Origin of the sequence: Pinisolibacter aquiterrae (assembly GCF_019160155.1) — a bacterium.
GTDB classification, from domain to species: domain Bacteria; phylum Pseudomonadota; class Alphaproteobacteria; order Rhizobiales; family Ancalomicrobiaceae; genus Pinisolibacter; species Pinisolibacter aquiterrae.
The window spans coordinates 1-14348 of record NZ_JAFNIH010000042.1 but is presented as its reverse complement, the minus strand read 5'-3'; the positions used below and the strand labels follow the sequence as shown (position 1 = coordinate 14348).

Annotated in this window: 13 protein-coding genes and 1 pseudogene; 11 read left to right on the top strand and 3 right to left on the bottom strand. The window is 64.3% G+C overall.

Annotated elements, in window-relative coordinates:
• Positions 1 to 98: 98 nt before the first annotated feature.
• The 3 genes and pseudogenes from J3S89_RS17815 to J3S89_RS23540 form a co-directional block, all read left to right on the top strand.
• Positions 99 to 1016 carry a DMT family transporter gene (locus J3S89_RS17815; RefSeq protein ID WP_217929222.1) on the top strand — a complete coding sequence of 306 codons (918 nt, stop codon included), beginning with the start codon at positions 99 to 101 and terminating at the stop codon, positions 1014 to 1016.
• Between the two features lie 43 nt (positions 1017 to 1059).
• Positions 1060 to 1965 carry a DsbA family protein gene (locus tag J3S89_RS17810; RefSeq protein WP_217929221.1) on the top strand — a complete coding sequence of 302 codons (906 nt, stop codon included), beginning with the start codon at positions 1060 to 1062 and terminating at the stop codon, positions 1963 to 1965.
• Positions 1953 to 2108 (top strand): annotated as a pseudogene (locus J3S89_RS23540) (recombinase zinc beta ribbon domain-containing protein); the annotation flags it as partial. The gene J3S89_RS17810 and the pseudogene J3S89_RS23540, both read left to right, overlap by 13 nt.
• A gap of 142 nt (positions 2109 to 2250) precedes the next feature.
• Here J3S89_RS23540 and J3S89_RS23210 read toward each other — a convergent pair.
• Positions 2251 to 2940, bottom strand: coding sequence for a hypothetical protein (locus J3S89_RS23210; protein ID WP_230489232.1), 690 nt, complete (start codon positions 2938 to 2940; stop codon positions 2251 to 2253).
• A 205-nt stretch (positions 2941 to 3145) separates the two neighbouring features.
• Between J3S89_RS23210 and J3S89_RS17800 the strand changes: the two genes are divergently transcribed.
• The 6 genes from J3S89_RS17800 (at position 3146) to J3S89_RS17775 (ending at position 10362) form a co-directional block, all read left to right on the top strand.
• A complete protein-coding gene (locus J3S89_RS17800; protein ID WP_217929387.1) occupies positions 3146 to 4639 on the top strand; it encodes a recombinase family protein in 1494 nt (497 codons plus the stop codon).
• A complete protein-coding gene (locus tag J3S89_RS17795; protein WP_230489233.1) occupies positions 4636 to 5535 on the top strand; it encodes a plasmid partitioning protein RepB C-terminal domain-containing protein in 900 nt (299 codons plus the stop codon). Before J3S89_RS17800 ends, J3S89_RS17795 begins: the two co-directional genes overlap by 4 nt.
• Positions 5532 to 6449, top strand: a complete 918-nt coding sequence (locus J3S89_RS17790) for a plasmid partitioning protein RepB C-terminal domain-containing protein (RefSeq protein WP_217929219.1) — start codon at positions 5532 to 5534, stop codon at positions 6447 to 6449. The genes J3S89_RS17795 and J3S89_RS17790 overlap by 4 nt, the downstream gene beginning before the upstream one ends.
• 661 nt (positions 6450 to 7110) lie before the next feature.
• The gene (locus J3S89_RS17785) at positions 7111 to 9117 is read left to right on the top strand and encodes a ParB/RepB/Spo0J family partition protein (protein ID WP_217929218.1); all 2007 of its coding nucleotides are present in this window, start codon (positions 7111 to 7113) and stop codon (positions 9115 to 9117) included.
• A 529-nt stretch (positions 9118 to 9646) separates the two neighbouring features.
• Positions 9647 to 9955 (top strand): DUF736 domain-containing protein, encoded by a 309-nt coding sequence (locus J3S89_RS17780; protein ID WP_217929217.1) that lies wholly within the window; start codon positions 9647 to 9649, stop codon positions 9953 to 9955.
• Positions 9956 to 10017: 62 nt separating this feature from the next.
• Positions 10018 to 10362: a DUF2958 domain-containing protein gene (locus tag J3S89_RS17775; RefSeq protein WP_217929216.1), complete on the top strand. Its 345-nt coding sequence runs from the start codon at positions 10018 to 10020 to the stop codon at positions 10360 to 10362.
• Positions 10363 to 10398: 36 nt separating this feature from the next.
• On the opposite strand, the gene J3S89_RS17770 is transcribed toward J3S89_RS17775, so the two are convergent.
• A complete protein-coding gene (locus tag J3S89_RS17770) occupies positions 10399 to 11619 on the bottom strand; it encodes an ATP-binding protein (protein WP_217929385.1) in 1221 nt (406 codons plus the stop codon).
• Between the two features lie 572 nt (positions 11620 to 12191).
• On the opposite strand from J3S89_RS17770, the gene J3S89_RS17765 reads away from it, so the two are divergent.
• Positions 12192 to 13112 (top strand): ArdC family protein, encoded by a 921-nt coding sequence (locus J3S89_RS17765; RefSeq protein ID WP_217929214.1) that lies wholly within the window; start codon positions 12192 to 12194, stop codon positions 13110 to 13112.
• A gap of 309 nt (positions 13113 to 13421) precedes the next feature.
• Here the strand turns inward: J3S89_RS17765 and J3S89_RS17760 are convergent, their stop codons facing one another.
• Complete coding sequence (locus J3S89_RS17760; RefSeq protein WP_217929212.1) at positions 13422 to 13643, bottom strand: helix-turn-helix domain-containing protein; 222 nt, start codon at positions 13641 to 13643, stop codon at positions 13422 to 13424.
• Positions 13644 to 13793: 150 nt separating this feature from the next.
• Between J3S89_RS17760 and J3S89_RS17755 the strand changes: the two genes are divergently transcribed.
• The gene (locus tag J3S89_RS17755) at positions 13794 to 14072 is read left to right on the top strand and encodes a DNA -binding domain-containing protein (protein ID WP_274383278.1); all 279 of its coding nucleotides are present in this window, start codon (positions 13794 to 13796) and stop codon (positions 14070 to 14072) included.
• Positions 14073 to 14348: the final 276 nt, after the last annotated feature.

Genomic DNA, 14348 nt, shown 5'->3' with positions numbered 1-14348 from the left:
TCCCGTTCCTGCGACCCACTCCGACCTCAGTTCGTCGAGCACTCGGCACTGCTTTCCGATGCTTCTTGGCCTCTCGCGCGAGGCCGCAATGTTCGACGATGAACGAGATCGAGGTGCGAATGAACAGGTTCAGACTGTTGGCCGCAGCGGCCACGATCCTCTGGGGGTTCACCTATGTGATCTCCTCGACGATGCTCCCGCACACGCCGTGGTTCATCGGTGCCGTGCGCGCCGGGCTCGGCGCCATCCCCTTGTTGCTGATCGCTCGGGAATTCCCGCCGGCCGGGTATGGGCCCAAGCTCGTCGTCCTGGGCACGCTCAACACCGGACTCTTCTTCGGCCTGCTGTTCATCGGGGCCCTTCGCCTTCCGGGCGGTGTCGCCGGCATCTTCCAGGCCTTGGGGCCGCTCTTTTCGGTCCTCCTCGTTTGGCCTCTCTTGAACCACCGTCCGACCACGTTGAAGATCTCGAGCCTATTGGTCGGTCTTCTCGGTGTGATCCTCGTCGTCGCCAAGGGTGACACCGCGCTGGATGGGGTCGGCGTGCTCGCGGCGCTCGGTAGCGCCTTCTCGGTGGCGCTCGGCGGCGTGCTCGTCCAACGCTGGGGCAACCCGATGACCCTGACCGGCTTCACCGCTTGGCAGCTCGTGATCGCCACCGTCGAACTCGGTCTGGCGACGCTGGTGTTGGGAGATGCCCCGGTCACGATGACCAGCGTCAATCTGTTGGGTCTGGCGATCGTCGCCCTCGTTCTGACATCGCTCCCCTTCTTCCTCTGGTTCAAGGCGATCCACGGCGCAGGAGCGGCAAACGTGGCTCCGTTCTTCCTGCTGACCCCGATCGTCGCATTCGCGCTCGATGCCCTCGTCAGGGGGATCGTCCCGAACATGCAGCAGAGCCTCGGGATGGCTCTCGTCATCGGCGGCTTGGTCATGAACATCGCCGCGGCGCGAAGGACGACGCAAGAGGCCAAGGTCCAAGAGGTCGAACTTCCCGAGCAAGCCGTCGTCGACTGAACCGGCGTGCAGCCCCCTTGTTCCATCACCGAGGTCCTCGACAATGAGCGAACGACACACCCTGGAGCTCCTCGCCTTCACCGATCCCGTCTGCACCTGGTGCTGGGGTAGCGAGCCGGTCCTGCGGAAGCTGCAGGTCTGGTATGGCGATCAGATCCGCATCGTGCCGGTGATGGGCGGCCTCGTCGAGGACATCCGCGCCTTCTACGATCGCGCCAACGCCATCGGTGGCGATCCCGAGCAGGCGAACGCACAAATCGCGCGCCATTGGCGGGAAGCGTCGGCGCGGCACGGCATGCCGGTCGAGACCGAAGGCTTCCGCCTCTTCTCGGCTGAGACCGTATCCACCTACCCTCAGAACATCGCCTACAAGGCGGTGGAATTGGTTTCGCCCGAACTCGCCCCTCGATTCCTGCGCCGGATGCGGGAAGCCTCTGCTGCCGAAGCGCGGGAAACCGGCAAGCGGTCGGTGCTGATCGAGTTGGCGAACGAGGTCGGCGTCGACGTGGCCACCTTCATCGAACGGCTGAACGACGGTAGTGCAGAGCAGGCCTTCCTCTCTGATCGAGAACTGATCGGCCGCTATAGGGCGCGAGGCTTTCCCACCTTTTTGCTGCGCTGGAACAAAGGCGAACTGCTGTTGCGCGGTTACCAGACCTTCCGCCAGTTCCAAGCCGTCATCTCCACTTTGACCGAACTTTCTCTGGTCGGCACCGCTCCAGGGAAGACCACCGACGCACTCTTCGAGTTTTTGAAGACTTACGATCGAGCCGCCGAAGTGGAACTGATGGAGGTGTTCGATCTGACTCGGACCGAGTTGGCAGAACTTCTGACTGCACCTGGATTGAAAAATCGCATTCGGTTCATCCCGGCCGGCAATGGCGGTTTCTGGGAAGTGCGCGCCGAGACCGCGGTCTGCGACTCCAATGTCGGCCAATGCTCCGTGTGATCCGTGGGCCGGCCCTGAACCCCTCACTGAGCGCCGGGACACTCCTTGGCGGCGTGTGCTTCTGCGCGGAATGTGGTGGAGCGATGCCATTGGGGACGTCGGGCAAAGGCGCGCATCGGTATTACAACTGCCGCACGACCGCGCGGCAGGGCAAGCCTGGCGGCGCTCGACGGCGACTTCGACGGCTTCTATTCCGAGCCGGTCGCCGCTCGATCCCGCCCGAACATCTCCTGCTGGCGATGTTGCTGCAAATTTTCTACGCCAAGCACAGGGACGTCGATGCCCTCATTCGGTGGGTGGGTTCGATCGGACCAGGTACATTCCTGTTTTCCTTGGACCGACGAAGACGATCAGGCCCGTCGCCTGAAGGCCGGCGATATCCCGCTTGGCGGTCTTCGCTGCGACCTCCCATCGCACGACGATATCGGTGAAACGCAGCCGGCCTCGAACGGCCATTTCGCCGAGGAACCATCGTTGGCGATCGTTCAGGAGCGTGGGCCATGCGGAATTTCCAGGGTCATTTCCAGGGTCATTTATAGGGACCTTTCCAGGGACATTGGGCATGCCGTCGGCTGTTCTCAGCGCCTCACGGCTGGTGGTTGATCCGGGGCTTCGTCGGCTCGCTCCCCAGGGCTTGCCACCAGCCGTCGCCTTCTTGTCCAAGATCCCATTGCCTCCGACCGAAGGCGCTTCTCCGATGACGGTTCTATCGGCGGCATCGATGACGAGTTCAAAGACCAGGTTGGATTCCGCAATCAGACGAATGAGATAATGCCCTCTCGGACCGGCCGAGCCTTCGAGCCAGTTCTTGGCGGCTCGCTCACTGGCACCCGTCCACCTCATGATCGTCTTGACGGCCCGATGGGTATCGCCGAGCTCCGATTGCAGCGCTCTCGCGACGGCGTTGGCGAAGTCCGTCGGTGACCGGGCCGCCGCCGCATGACCCGGTAGAATCCTGCCCCTTTTCGGCAACATGTTGCCGGTCCTCCACATCTAGACTGCTGTCGATGCGGAGACGGCAGACCTCGCCCGAACCGCCTTGTTCTGTTCGGGGCTGCGCTGTTGGCGTCCTCGAGTGCAAGTGGGTCGGGGATGGCGTGTCGTGACGGATTGGAGCCGACATCGTGGAGATGAGACGATCGACCCGACGATCCGAGTTCGGGCGGCCGAATATGTCCGGATGTCGACGGAACATCAGAAGTACTCGACCGAGAACCAGGCCGACGCCATCCGTCAGTATGCAGCCACACGTGATATCGACATTGTCAGAACTTACGCCGATGAAGGTAAAAGCGGCCTTCGCATCGAAGGTCGTGACGGCCTGAAACTCCTGATCGACGATGTCGTGAGTGGTGGTACCGATTTTCGGGCCATTCTCGTCTATGACGTCAGCCGTTGGGGGCGCTTTCAGGATGCCGACGAGAGCGCCTATTACGAATACATCTGCAAGCGCGCCGGCATTGCCGTGCATTATTGCGCCGAGCAGTTCGAGAATGACGGGAGCCCGATCGCCACGGTCGTCAAAAGCGTCAAGCGAGCCATGGCCGGCGAATACAGTCGCGAATTGTCGACCAAGGTCTTTGCCGGCCAATGTCGTTTGATCGAGCATGGCTACCGGCAAGGTGGGCAGGCGGGATTTGGTCTGCGCCGGGTGCTCATCGATCAGGCCGGCGCCACCAAGGGTGAACTGACGCGCGGTGAACAGAAGAGCATCCAGACCGACCGCGTCGTGCTGCGACCAGGTCCGGTGGCCGAGCTTGCCCTAGTTGCGGAGATCTATAGGGCCTTCGTCACCGCTGACCGAACCGAGCGGCAGATTGCCGACGCTCTGAATGCTCGGGGGGCGATAACCGATCTCGGGCGTCCCTGGTCACGTGGAACCATCCATCAGATCCTCATCAACGAGAAGTACATCGGCAACAACGTGTGGAACCGCATGTCCTTCAAGCTGAAGAAGAAGCGGGTTCACAATGAGCCGTCGATGTGGATCCGGGCAGACGGCGCCTTTCCGGCGATCATCGATCGACCGCTCTTCGATGCGGCCCAGTCGATCATCCGAGCGCGGTCGTTTCGACTTTCGGACGAAGAAATGCTCCAGGCTCTCCATGCGCTGCTCCAGACGCAGGGAGTGCTGTCGGGTCTCGTCATCGACGAGGCGGAAGGGCTTCCGTCGAGTAGTGCCTACGGCTCTCGCTTCGGCAGCCTGCTGCGGGCCTATAGCCTCGTCGGCTACACGCCACGTCGGGACTACCGCTACGTCGAGATCAATCGCGCCCTGCGCGGCCTTCATCCCGAAGTGGTCGAGACCATCGTGGCCGGCCTCGGTGGCGTCGGCGCCACCGTGTTGCGGCACCCGGATTCGGACCTGATCATGATCAACGGCGAATTCTCGGTGTCCGTGGTGATTGCGCGCTGCCGGCAACTCCCGACCGGCGGGTTCCGTTGGCGCCTGCGGTTCGATGCCGGATTGGAGCCCGACATCACCGTGGCGGTGCGGATGGATGCCGGGAACCTGCGTCCCTTCGACTTCTATCTGCTCCCCCGGTTCGACATCGGCGGACGCAAGCTCAACCTCGCCGAAGACAATGGGTTGGGTCTCGATGCCTACCGGTTCGAGACGCTGGACCTCCTCTACGACTTGGCAACGCCGATGCGCGTCACGGAGGCCGCATGACTTCGACATCACGATCCCAGGCCATCGAGATGATCCCGATCGCCCTCATCCACGTGTTGAACCCACGTGCGCGCAACAAGAAACAACACCGTGAGATCGTAGACAACATCGAGGTCGTCGGCCTGAAGCGACCGATCACGGTGAGCCGGAAGGGAAATGGGGGATCGGTCCGCTACGAGCTCATCTGCGGCGAGGGGCGCCTCGAAGCTTTCCGCATGTTGGGCGCGACGGAGATCCCGGCAATCATCGTCGAAGTGTCGGAGAGAGACGGTCTGGTGATGAGCCTCGTCGAGAACATCGCTCGACGGCAACATCGGCCGATCGACATCATGCAGGAGATCGGAGCCCTGCACGAACGTGGATACAGCGACGGCGAGATCGCTCAGAAGATCGGCTGCACCCCGAGTTGGGTGAACATGATAGTCGTGTTGCTGGAGCGCGGCGAGGAGCGACTGGTCTCGGCGGTGGAAACGGGGCTCATTCCGATCAGTTTTGCGATCGACATTGCTCGTGCCGAGGATGCCGAGACCCAGGACATTCTCATCGACGCCTACGCGGCCGGCAAGATCAAGGGCAAGAAGCTGGCAACCGTCCGCCGAATGATCGACCAACGGTTGAAACGGAGCAAGACGGTTCCCGACAACGGGTTCGGGCCGAGAAATGCGCCACGGCGTGTGACGGCCGCCGATCTCGTCCGCGTCTACCAGCGCGAGACGGACAAGCAGCGCCTCCTGGTGAAGAGATCGAATTTTGCCCAGACCAAGCTTCTCTTCATGATCGAGGCGCTCAAGGACCTCTTGAACGACGAAGGGTTCAGCACACTGCTGCGCGCCGAGGACCTCGTGACCATGCCGCGCGCATTGGTCGCCCGCATTCCCGGGGAGATGGTCCGATGACCGAAGCAGGACATAACGGTCGCAACGTCAAACTGTCATTCGAGCGTCAGAGCATCGTCGTGGCGATCAGCCAGCTTGTGCCGCTCAAGGCCCTCCGGCCCGGGATGAAGGAGAGCCGAAAGTATGCCCAGATCTTGGGCTCGGTGCGAGCGATCGGTCTCGTCGAAGCACCAGCGGTCGCGCCCGACCCCAAACACCCCGGGCGGTATTTCCTGCTCGATGGGCATCTCAGGGTCGAGGCGCTGAAGGACCTCGGTATTCAGGAGGTCGAGTGTCTCGTTTCGACCGATGACGAGACCTACACCTACAACAAGCGGATCAATCGATTGGCGGCGGTGCAGGAGCATCGGATGATCACTCGGGCGATCGAACGCGGTGTGCCGGAGGAACGCATCGCCGAAGCCCTCGGGCTGGATGCGGTCTCGATCCGCCGCCGGGCGCGAATGTTGAAAGGGATATGTCCGGATGTCGTCGATCTATTGAAGGACAGTCCCTGTCCGATGTCGGTGTTCGACATGCTTCGCCGTATGGCACCGATCCGTCAGGTGGAGGCGGCAGAATTGATGATCGGCCAGAACAACTATACGGCCGTGTTTGCGAAGGTGCTGCTGGCAACCACTCCTGAGAAGCTCTTGGTCGTTCTCCGCAGGAAGAAAGTCGACAGCGTCACGGCTGAGCAGATTGCCCGGATGGAACGCGAGCTCCTGAGTCTGCAGACCCAAGTCAAGTCTGTGGAGGACAGCTACGGCCTCGACAACCTCCAACTGACGGTCACCTGTGGCTATGTGCGGAAATTGCTCGCCAATGGGCGGATCGTCCGTTGGCTGACGCAGCATCGCCCGGAGTATCTGTCGGAATTCCAATCGATCGCAGGGATCGAGAGTTTCGGCGACGCCAAGTCCGCCGCCGAGTGAGGACAATGGGGACCCGGACCCGACAAACGCGGGGACCGCGGGAGACGCCGCACGGTGAGGCGGATCGAGCGCGGCGATGGGGATGGCGGCGACCCCGCCCGGAGCCCATCAGGTCGACCGAGGTTTCGGTCCGCCGCGTGCTCGACGGTTCGTCGGGTGCGTCTCGAAGCGGGCGTGTCGATCGAGCCGGATCGCGGATCTCGACACGCCTGCCCCGCAACGGGGTTTCCATTTCCATGCGCAGCAAATGGGCGCCCGGCGTTCGACAGGGACAGCGACGGAGCGGCCCCGTGCAAGGGCAGAATATTCGACACGGCCCGATGGCGGTGTCTTCGTGCCTCCTCCGAGCATGACGAGATCGACGCATCCGAATGAAAGATGCGGCTGCCACTCGATCGGGCCGACCACCCGATCGGGGAGAACGGGGTCTGACCCCGCTCTCCCCCGCGAGTGCGGTCGCCGAGCGCGACAGGGCCGCTCGCTCGCAGGCCGCCCGAACGTGAGTACCTTCGCCGATCCCCTCGATCCGTCCTGCTCGGCTCGGCAGCCCGGTTCCGCGCGACCGCACTCGCCCCCCTCTCTCCCCGCGCGCTCACGCGCCCCCGGGACACATGCGCGGGGACCTCGCGCATGTGTCCGAGGACCACGAGGAGAGACCACCATGACCACGATGCTCAGAGAGATCCCGCTCGCCCGGCTGGTGCCGAGCGCCGCCAACGTGCGCAAGACCGGCCGCGATGCGCGGATCGACGAACTCGCCGCCTCGATCGCGGCGCACGGGCTCTTGCAGAACCTCACGGTGCGGCCGGTCGGTGGCGGCGAGGAGGAAGCGAGCCGTTTCGAAGTGGTGGCGGGCGGTCGACGTCTCGCCGCGTTGAAGCTGTTGGTGAAGGAAAAGCGTTTGCCGAAGTCCTTCGCGGTGCCCTGCAGGATGATGGCGGGGGAGGACGGCGAGGAGGTCAGTCTCGCCGAGAACATCACTCAGGCTCCGATGCACCCGGCCGACCAGTACGAGGCCTTCACCCGGCTCGTCGAGGCGGGAAGGGGCGTCGAGGAGATCGCCGCCCGCTTCGGCGTGAGTGCGACGGTGGTACGCCAACGGATGAAGCTCGGCGCGGTGTCACCGAAGCTGATGACCCTCTATCGCGAGGGCGAGGTCTCACTCGATCAGCTGATGGCCTTCGCGGTCACCGACGATCACGCCGCGCAGAGACGGGTGTGGGCGGAGCTCGGTTGGAACAAGAGCAAGGATGCCATCCGTCGCGCCCTGACGGCGGCGCATGTTCCGGCTGGGGATCGGCGCGTGCAGCTCGTTGGCGTCGAAGCCTATGAGGCGGCGGGAGGCGTCGTGGTGCGCGATCTCTTCGACGAGACCAGCGGCGGTTGGCTCGCCGATGTGGCGCTGCTCGATCGGCTCGTTCGCACACGGCTCGACGAGGAGGGCGCATGCGTTCTGGCCGAGGGTTGGAAGTGGGTCGAGGTCGATCCGGAATACCCGCATGCCCTCGTCGCCGGACTGCGGCGACTCTACCCCCGGACGCTCGAGGCGAGCGAGGAGACGGCGATGCGGATCGCCGAACTCGAGGTCGAGAAGGCCCGGCTCGCCGAGACCTCGGACGGCGAACTCTCCGACGAAGCGGAAGCGGCATGGCAGCGGATCGAGGACGAGATCGCGGCGTTGCGGCCACAGCCGGAGTTCGCGGCGGAGGATCGGTCGATCGCCGGGGCTTTCGTCTCGCTCGGGTGGGATGGTGCGGTGCGGATCGAGCGTGGCTTCGTGCGCGCCGAAGACGAGCCGGCGATCGTCACGCCCGAGATGGAAGAAGAAGGGGAGGGCGCCCCCGACACGGCTCACGAGAGCGAATCCGTCGGCGCGAGCGACGGTGAGGCCGAGGAGCCGGACGATGCCTCAACGCTGGCGATGCTCTCCGACAAGCTCACCGCCGAGCTTTCGGCGCATCGCACGCTCGCGCTTCGCGATGCGCTCACCGAGGCCCCGTGTATCGCCCAGCGCGCCGTCGTCCATGCGCTCGCGGCGCGGACGTTCTTTCGTTATGTCTCCGGTACCGCGCTCGAAATCGAGTCGAAGACGGTGGGACTCGTGGGTCACGCTCCGGGCATCGGCGACACCCCGACCGAACGCCGGATCGCCGCACGGCATGCCGCCTGGGCTTCGCGTCTGCCCACCGACGTCAGCGACCTCTGGTCTTTCGTCATGGGGCTCGACGAGACGGCGGTGCTCGATCTTCTCGCCCATTGCGCCGGGGTCACCGTCAACGCCGTACGCCTGCCATGGGATCGCCGCCCGAGCGCACTCACCCATGCCGATGGTCTGGCGGAAGCGCTCGGTCTCGACATGACGCGCTTCTGGGAGGCGACTGCCGCGAGCTACTTCTCACGCATCACCAAGGGGCGGATCGTCGAGGCGGTCGAAGAGGGAGCGGGTCGTGCGGCGGCTGAGCGGATCGTCGGCCTCAAGAAGGCGGAGATGGCGGTGGAAGCGGAGCGCCTGTTGCATCCGCTCGGTTGGTTGCCGCCGATGCTGCGAACCAAAGGGCGTCCCGCCTTCACGACGGTCGAGGTGGCGGTGAACAGTCCCGCCGACGCAGCGACGGATGCTTCCGTCTCTGAGGAGCGGGCCAGGGATCTGCCGATCCCCGCCGAGTGATCACCGTCGAACCAGCGCGTGCCGGTCGATCCGCAAGGGTCGGCCGGCTTTCGTGTGGGTGGAGCGTGGCGGTGAAGACGGGGAGGTCTTCGGCCACGCCACAGTCGGTGGCGACGAACGAAGGAGTGTGCCTCGTCGTCGCTCTATGCCGGCCGGAGGGCGCCTCGACGTTTGAGGGGTGTTGATCCTGCCGATCCCTCTATCTCGCTTCATCGCTCCTACCTATCGTCGAATTGTCTGTCTTCAGCTGTGATCGGTCCCGGCCCACGGCGTCCTCTCGTCTCTCGTGCCTGGCCGAGGTGCGGCCGGTTCCCGGCCCCTCGCATGTTCCACAACGGCGATTGCCGACTTCTCTTCCCCTGCCGGTCGGGCGAACCCGACGCGGCATTCCTCGCGACCCAAGACAAGTCGTTGCCCACCGTCCTTCGCTGGCGCTTCGGCCCCGAGGGTGCGGTCCGCTCGGCCTCGGCCTTCCCGTCGCCATCGAGGCCGCGATGGGCGCGGCCGAGACCAGACGAGGAACACGACAATGGCGACCATCGGCACCTTCACGAAGTCCGGCGCGGAATACACCGGCGCGGTCAAGACGCTCACCCTCAACGTCAAGGCTCGGTTCACCCCGGCCGAGAGCGACAGCGACAAGGCCCCCGACTACCGCATCTTCGCCGGCCAGACCGAATTCGGCGCGGCCTGGAAGAAGACCTCCCGCGACAACCGCGACTACCTCTCCGTCAAGCTCGACGACCCGAGTTTCCCCGCCCCGATCTACGCCTCGCTGGTCGAGCTCGAAGGTACCGACGGCTTCTCCCTCATCTGGTCGCGCCGCAACGGCGATTGAGGCGATCGGCGCCCCGCCTTCGGGCGGAGCGTTCTCCTCTTCCAACCAACGGAGACGACCTCATGACCCTCATTCCCCAGACCCTCCGCGACCGGCTCCTCGCCAATGGGGCGAAGTCCCGCGACACCGACGCCTTCGATCCCCGCCCGGTGGTGAAGCTCTTCACCCCCGACGCCGGGGCAACCTGGCTCCTCAGCGAACTCGACCCCGACGATCCCGACCTCGCCTTCGGGCTCTGCGACCTCGGTCTCGGCTGCCCCGAACTCGGCTATGTCCGGCTGTCGGAACTCGACGCCGTCCGAGGGCGGCTCGGGCTCCCGGTCGAACGAGATCTGCACTTCCGCGCCGACAAGTCGCTCGGCGACTATGCCGACGAGGCGCGGCGGAAGGGGCGGATCATCGCCTGATCACGAGGGCTCGGCCTTGGGCGGCCGAGCCCTCTCTCACTCCCAGAGGCAGGAGATCGGAACGGCAGCGAGTTTGGGTCCGAAGGGAACCACCGTGTCACCATCGTGGAGCACCGCTCCGAAGGCGAACCTGTCGCCGCAGCTTTCCGCGAGGGTTCGCAGGCCAGCGAAGTCCGAAGCCGCGACCGTCGCACTGGCCTTGACCTCCAACCCGATGAGACGCCCGTCGTCGCGTTCGAGCACCAGATCGACCTCGCGCTGGGCGTGATCGCGGAAGTGAAAGAGGTCGTACCGTTCGTCCGAGCCGTCGGTGAGCTTCGTCACCTCGGCGAAGACGAAGGTTTCGAGCAGGGACCCGAAGGCGCTACGATCCGTGGCGAGGCGATCGGCCGTCAGCCCGCGCAAGGTGGCGAGCAGCCCGGAATCGAGGAAATGCAGTTTGGGTGTCTTGACGATGCGTTTGATCGCGTTGGTCGCCCACGGTCGAAGGGACGCGATCAGGAAAATCTGTTCGAGCAGTCCGACGTAACGTTGACCCGTCTTGTAGTTCACGCCGATCGCTTTGCCGAATTCCGAATAGTTCACCAGTTGCCCGGCATGTTCGGCCAGCAGGCGGACGAATTTGGGCAGATCGGTCAAACGCTCGACCTCGGCGATGTCCCTGAGGTCGCGCATGAGCACGGCGTCGAGATAGGCGCGCGCCCAATCCTGGCGTCGCCGCTCGCTGGGGCGGGCCAGTGCCTCTGGAAAGCCTCCGGCGAGAACGAGATCGGTCAAACGCGAACCCAGTACCGGGCCGGTCGGGGATGTGGGGCGTCCAGCGAACAGGCGATCGAGAAAGTGCGACGGTCGTCCCCGGATCTCCGCCTGGGACAAGGGCAGCATCCGTACGGCCTCCATGCGGCCGGCGAGACTGTCGGCGACCCGCGGCAGCATCAGGACGTTGGCCGATCCGGTCAGGAGGAACCGTCCGGGCCGGTAGTCGTCGTCGACCGACTTCTTGATCGCCAGCATCAGTTCGGGGACGCGCTGAACCTCGTCGATGATCGCTCGGTCGAGACCGCGAACGAAGCCGACGGGATCGCTTTTGGCCGCATCGAGTACGGTCTGATCGTCGAGCGTCAAATACGTCATGCCGCCACCACCCAGCGACCGCGCAAGCGTCGTCTTGCCGACGCGACGGGGTCCGGTGATCAGGACGACCGGTGTGTCGGTCAGGGCGGTTCGGGTGTGGGCTTCGACGAATCGCGGATACATCGGGGAGATCTGTCCTGTGACCATCAGGATCATGGGCCTTGATGATTAGGAGTCAATGCCGAGACGATCAGTAGCCGACGTGCTGGCGAACAGCGTCGGGGCCGTCGGCGATCATCACCGATCAGGTCGACGTCTCCGCCGTGCATTCTGCTCGCCTCCGCCGCGCAGAGGCGCAAGCCCCTTGGCCAGCGAGGCCACCCGTCGTGTCGGTCACCACGTGACGTGGAGCCTGGGGCTGCCGGTGTCGGCACGGATCTCGACGACGGCAGGTGAGGCGCATCGGGCTCGATGAGTGATCCCCCTGAAACACGTTCATCGAGATGCCCGTTCGCGTTGGAGACCGCCAGCGGGCAGATCAGCGCCTCCGAGCTATCGGTTTCTCTCCCGGTGTCCGCTCGGGAAGGCCTCGTCTGATGGGCGGCGATCCTGGCCGAGGCGGGGACGGGTGCAACGGCGTTGCCGTCCTCCACTCGCGTTTCGGCCCTTCGGGTGCGCCCGTCCCCTGACGCCTCGGCCTCTCGGTCGCCGTGACGAAGCCACTTCCGGCGGTCACGACGAAGGAGATCCCGATCATGGCACCGAAGACCAACGCTTCCGCCCGCCCCGACATCCACGCCCGCGTCACCGATCGCATCCTCGCCGACCTCGAGAGCGGGGTCCCGACTTGGATCAAGCCCTGGTCGGCAGGCAACACCGAAGGCCGCATCGTTCGGCCGCTACGCCACAACGGCCAGCCCTATTCCGGCATCAACGTCCTGCTTTTGTGGTCCGAAGCGGTCGCGCGTGGCTTCTCTTCGCCGACCTGGATGACCTTCCGCCAGGCGCTTGAACTCGGTGGTCACGTCAGGAAGGGCGAGACCGGCTCCACCGTCGTCTACGCTGATCGTATCCGCCGCACCGAGACCGACGATTGCGGCGATGAAGTCGAGCGCGAGATCCCCTTCCTCAAAGCCTACACCGTCTTCTGCGTCGACCAGATCGATGGGCTGCCCGATCGGTTCCACGCGCCGGCCGCAGAGCCTCTCGATCCGATCACCCGCGACGCCCGCGCCGATGCCTTCTTCACCGCCACCGGCACCGACATTCGCCACGGCGGTGCCCAGGCCTATTACGCGGTCGGCTCCGACCACGTGCAGATGCCGCCCTTCGAGAGCTTCCGCGATCCCGTCTCCTACTACGCCACCCTCGGACACGAATGTGTTCACTGGACCCGGCATTCCTCTCGCCTCGACCGTAACTTCGGCCGCACCCGCTTCGGTGACGAGGGCTATGCCCGCGAGGAACTGGTCGCCGAACTCGGAGCTGCGTTCCTCGCCGCAGACCTCGGTCTCACTCCCGAGCCGCGCCTCGACCACGCCGCCTACATCGCCTCCTGGATCAAGGTCCTGAAGGACGACAAGCGCTTCGTCTTCACCGCCGCATCACATGCGAGCCGGGCGGTCGACTACCTGCACGGCCTTCAGCCGAAGCTCGCCGAGGAGCGGGCCGCATGACGCGACCCGTATTCCAGCGGAGCCGCTTCTACGATGTTCCACCGACCCTGAAAATGGGTCGGCGGGGTGCTTCTGGAAGCCTCGAAGATCGAGCCGGCAAAGGCCGGCTTCCACTGTTTCTTCGCCAAGACTTCGGGTCGTTACCGAAGGCGCGATCGGGGAGCCAGCGATTTTCACGTCCGACCGGCTATTGGAGATGCACCGCATCCACGGAACCGTCAGTTTGTGGGGAAACACCTTTCCTCAATTCAAGAAAATCGTATCTCAGGGTCTGTGGGAAAATCACGAATACGCTGGCGAAGCGTCTTCTCACTCCGCCTCGCCTTCGGGATGGAGAAGGTCGACGGGTGTGACACCAAGAGCCTCTGCGAGATGAAACAGGGTGACGACGGTCGGGTTGCGCTTTCCTCGTTCGAGATCACTCACGTACTGCTGCGACATACCGGATACCTCGGAGAAGCGCTCTTGGGTGAAGCCCTTCTCCTTCCTGATGCGCGCAAAATTTCGACCGACGAGCTTCCGCATGTCCATGCGCGGAAGCTGCGCCACTACACACCATGAGGTTTATCCTCTATAATATGTAACGATCGCGGTGATCTTGTTCGATCGCCTGGATTGGGATTTCTGTGGCGCTGCCGACGCGCTTCATTCTCGGTGTCCGGCGGCATCGTCCGCAACTCGATGGCCCTGCACATGTCCGTAGCAACGCGCTTTGCCGAGACCGCGCCGACCGATGCGGTCGTGACTGCATATGATCGAGACCACGCCGTCACTTATCTGCGCCTTCTCGACGCAGAAGCGGACGGAGCCGATTGGCGAGAGGTCGCCGAAATCATCTTCGGATTGGATCCGAGAACTGAACCGGAGCGCGCGAAGCGCATCCACGACAGCCATCTCGATCGGGCGCGCTGGATGACCCGAGAGGGCTATTGGGGGCTCCTCAAATCGCCCAACCATTGATCGAGATCGGTGGGTGATGCATCGCCTGCATCACATGATGCACTTTGCTGGACTTCTCATAGTTGAAAGAGGTCGGCACGATTTGCTTGTCCTCGGAGCCAACGACAACCGCTGGAGATGCCGCATGACGGGGCTCGACTGGCGGTCTGGGTCGTGTCCCCGGGCGTGGTGTAGCTGACCAGTGGCCAGCGCGGCTCGCCGATATGGGCGGGCGGGATCAGGGCGCCATGTTGGGCAGCGCGACGGCGTGATCATCGCCGATGGCGGCGATGGTTT

Coding starts and splice junctions, on each gene's coding strand:
- J3S89_RS17815 (WP_217929222.1), top strand. CDS start 99: ATGAACGAGATCGAGGTGCGAATGAACAGGTTCAGACTGTTGGCCGCA.
- J3S89_RS17810 (WP_217929221.1), top strand. CDS start 1,060: ATGAGCGAACGACACACCCTGGAGCTCCTCGCCTTCACCGATCCCGTC.
- J3S89_RS23210 (WP_230489232.1), bottom strand. CDS start 2,940: ATGTTGCCGAAAAGGGGCAGGATTCTACCGGGTCATGCGGCGGCGGCC.
- J3S89_RS17800 (WP_217929387.1), top strand. CDS start 3,146: ATGTCGACGGAACATCAGAAGTACTCGACCGAGAACCAGGCCGACGCC.
- J3S89_RS17795 (WP_230489233.1), top strand. CDS start 4,636: ATGACTTCGACATCACGATCCCAGGCCATCGAGATGATCCCGATCGCC.
- J3S89_RS17790 (WP_217929219.1), top strand. CDS start 5,532: ATGACCGAAGCAGGACATAACGGTCGCAACGTCAAACTGTCATTCGAG.
- J3S89_RS17785 (WP_217929218.1), top strand. CDS start 7,111: ATGACCACGATGCTCAGAGAGATCCCGCTCGCCCGGCTGGTGCCGAGC.
- J3S89_RS17780 (WP_217929217.1), top strand. CDS start 9,647: ATGGCGACCATCGGCACCTTCACGAAGTCCGGCGCGGAATACACCGGC.
- J3S89_RS17775 (WP_217929216.1), top strand. CDS start 10,018: ATGACCCTCATTCCCCAGACCCTCCGCGACCGGCTCCTCGCCAATGGG.
- J3S89_RS17770 (WP_217929385.1), bottom strand. CDS start 11,619: ATGTATCCGCGATTCGTCGAAGCCCACACCCGAACCGCCCTGACCGAC.
- J3S89_RS17765 (WP_217929214.1), top strand. CDS start 12,192: ATGGCACCGAAGACCAACGCTTCCGCCCGCCCCGACATCCACGCCCGC.
- J3S89_RS17760 (WP_217929212.1), bottom strand. CDS start 13,643: ATGGACATGCGGAAGCTCGTCGGTCGAAATTTTGCGCGCATCAGGAAG.
- J3S89_RS17755 (WP_274383278.1), top strand. CDS start 13,794: ATGGCCCTGCACATGTCCGTAGCAACGCGCTTTGCCGAGACCGCGCCG.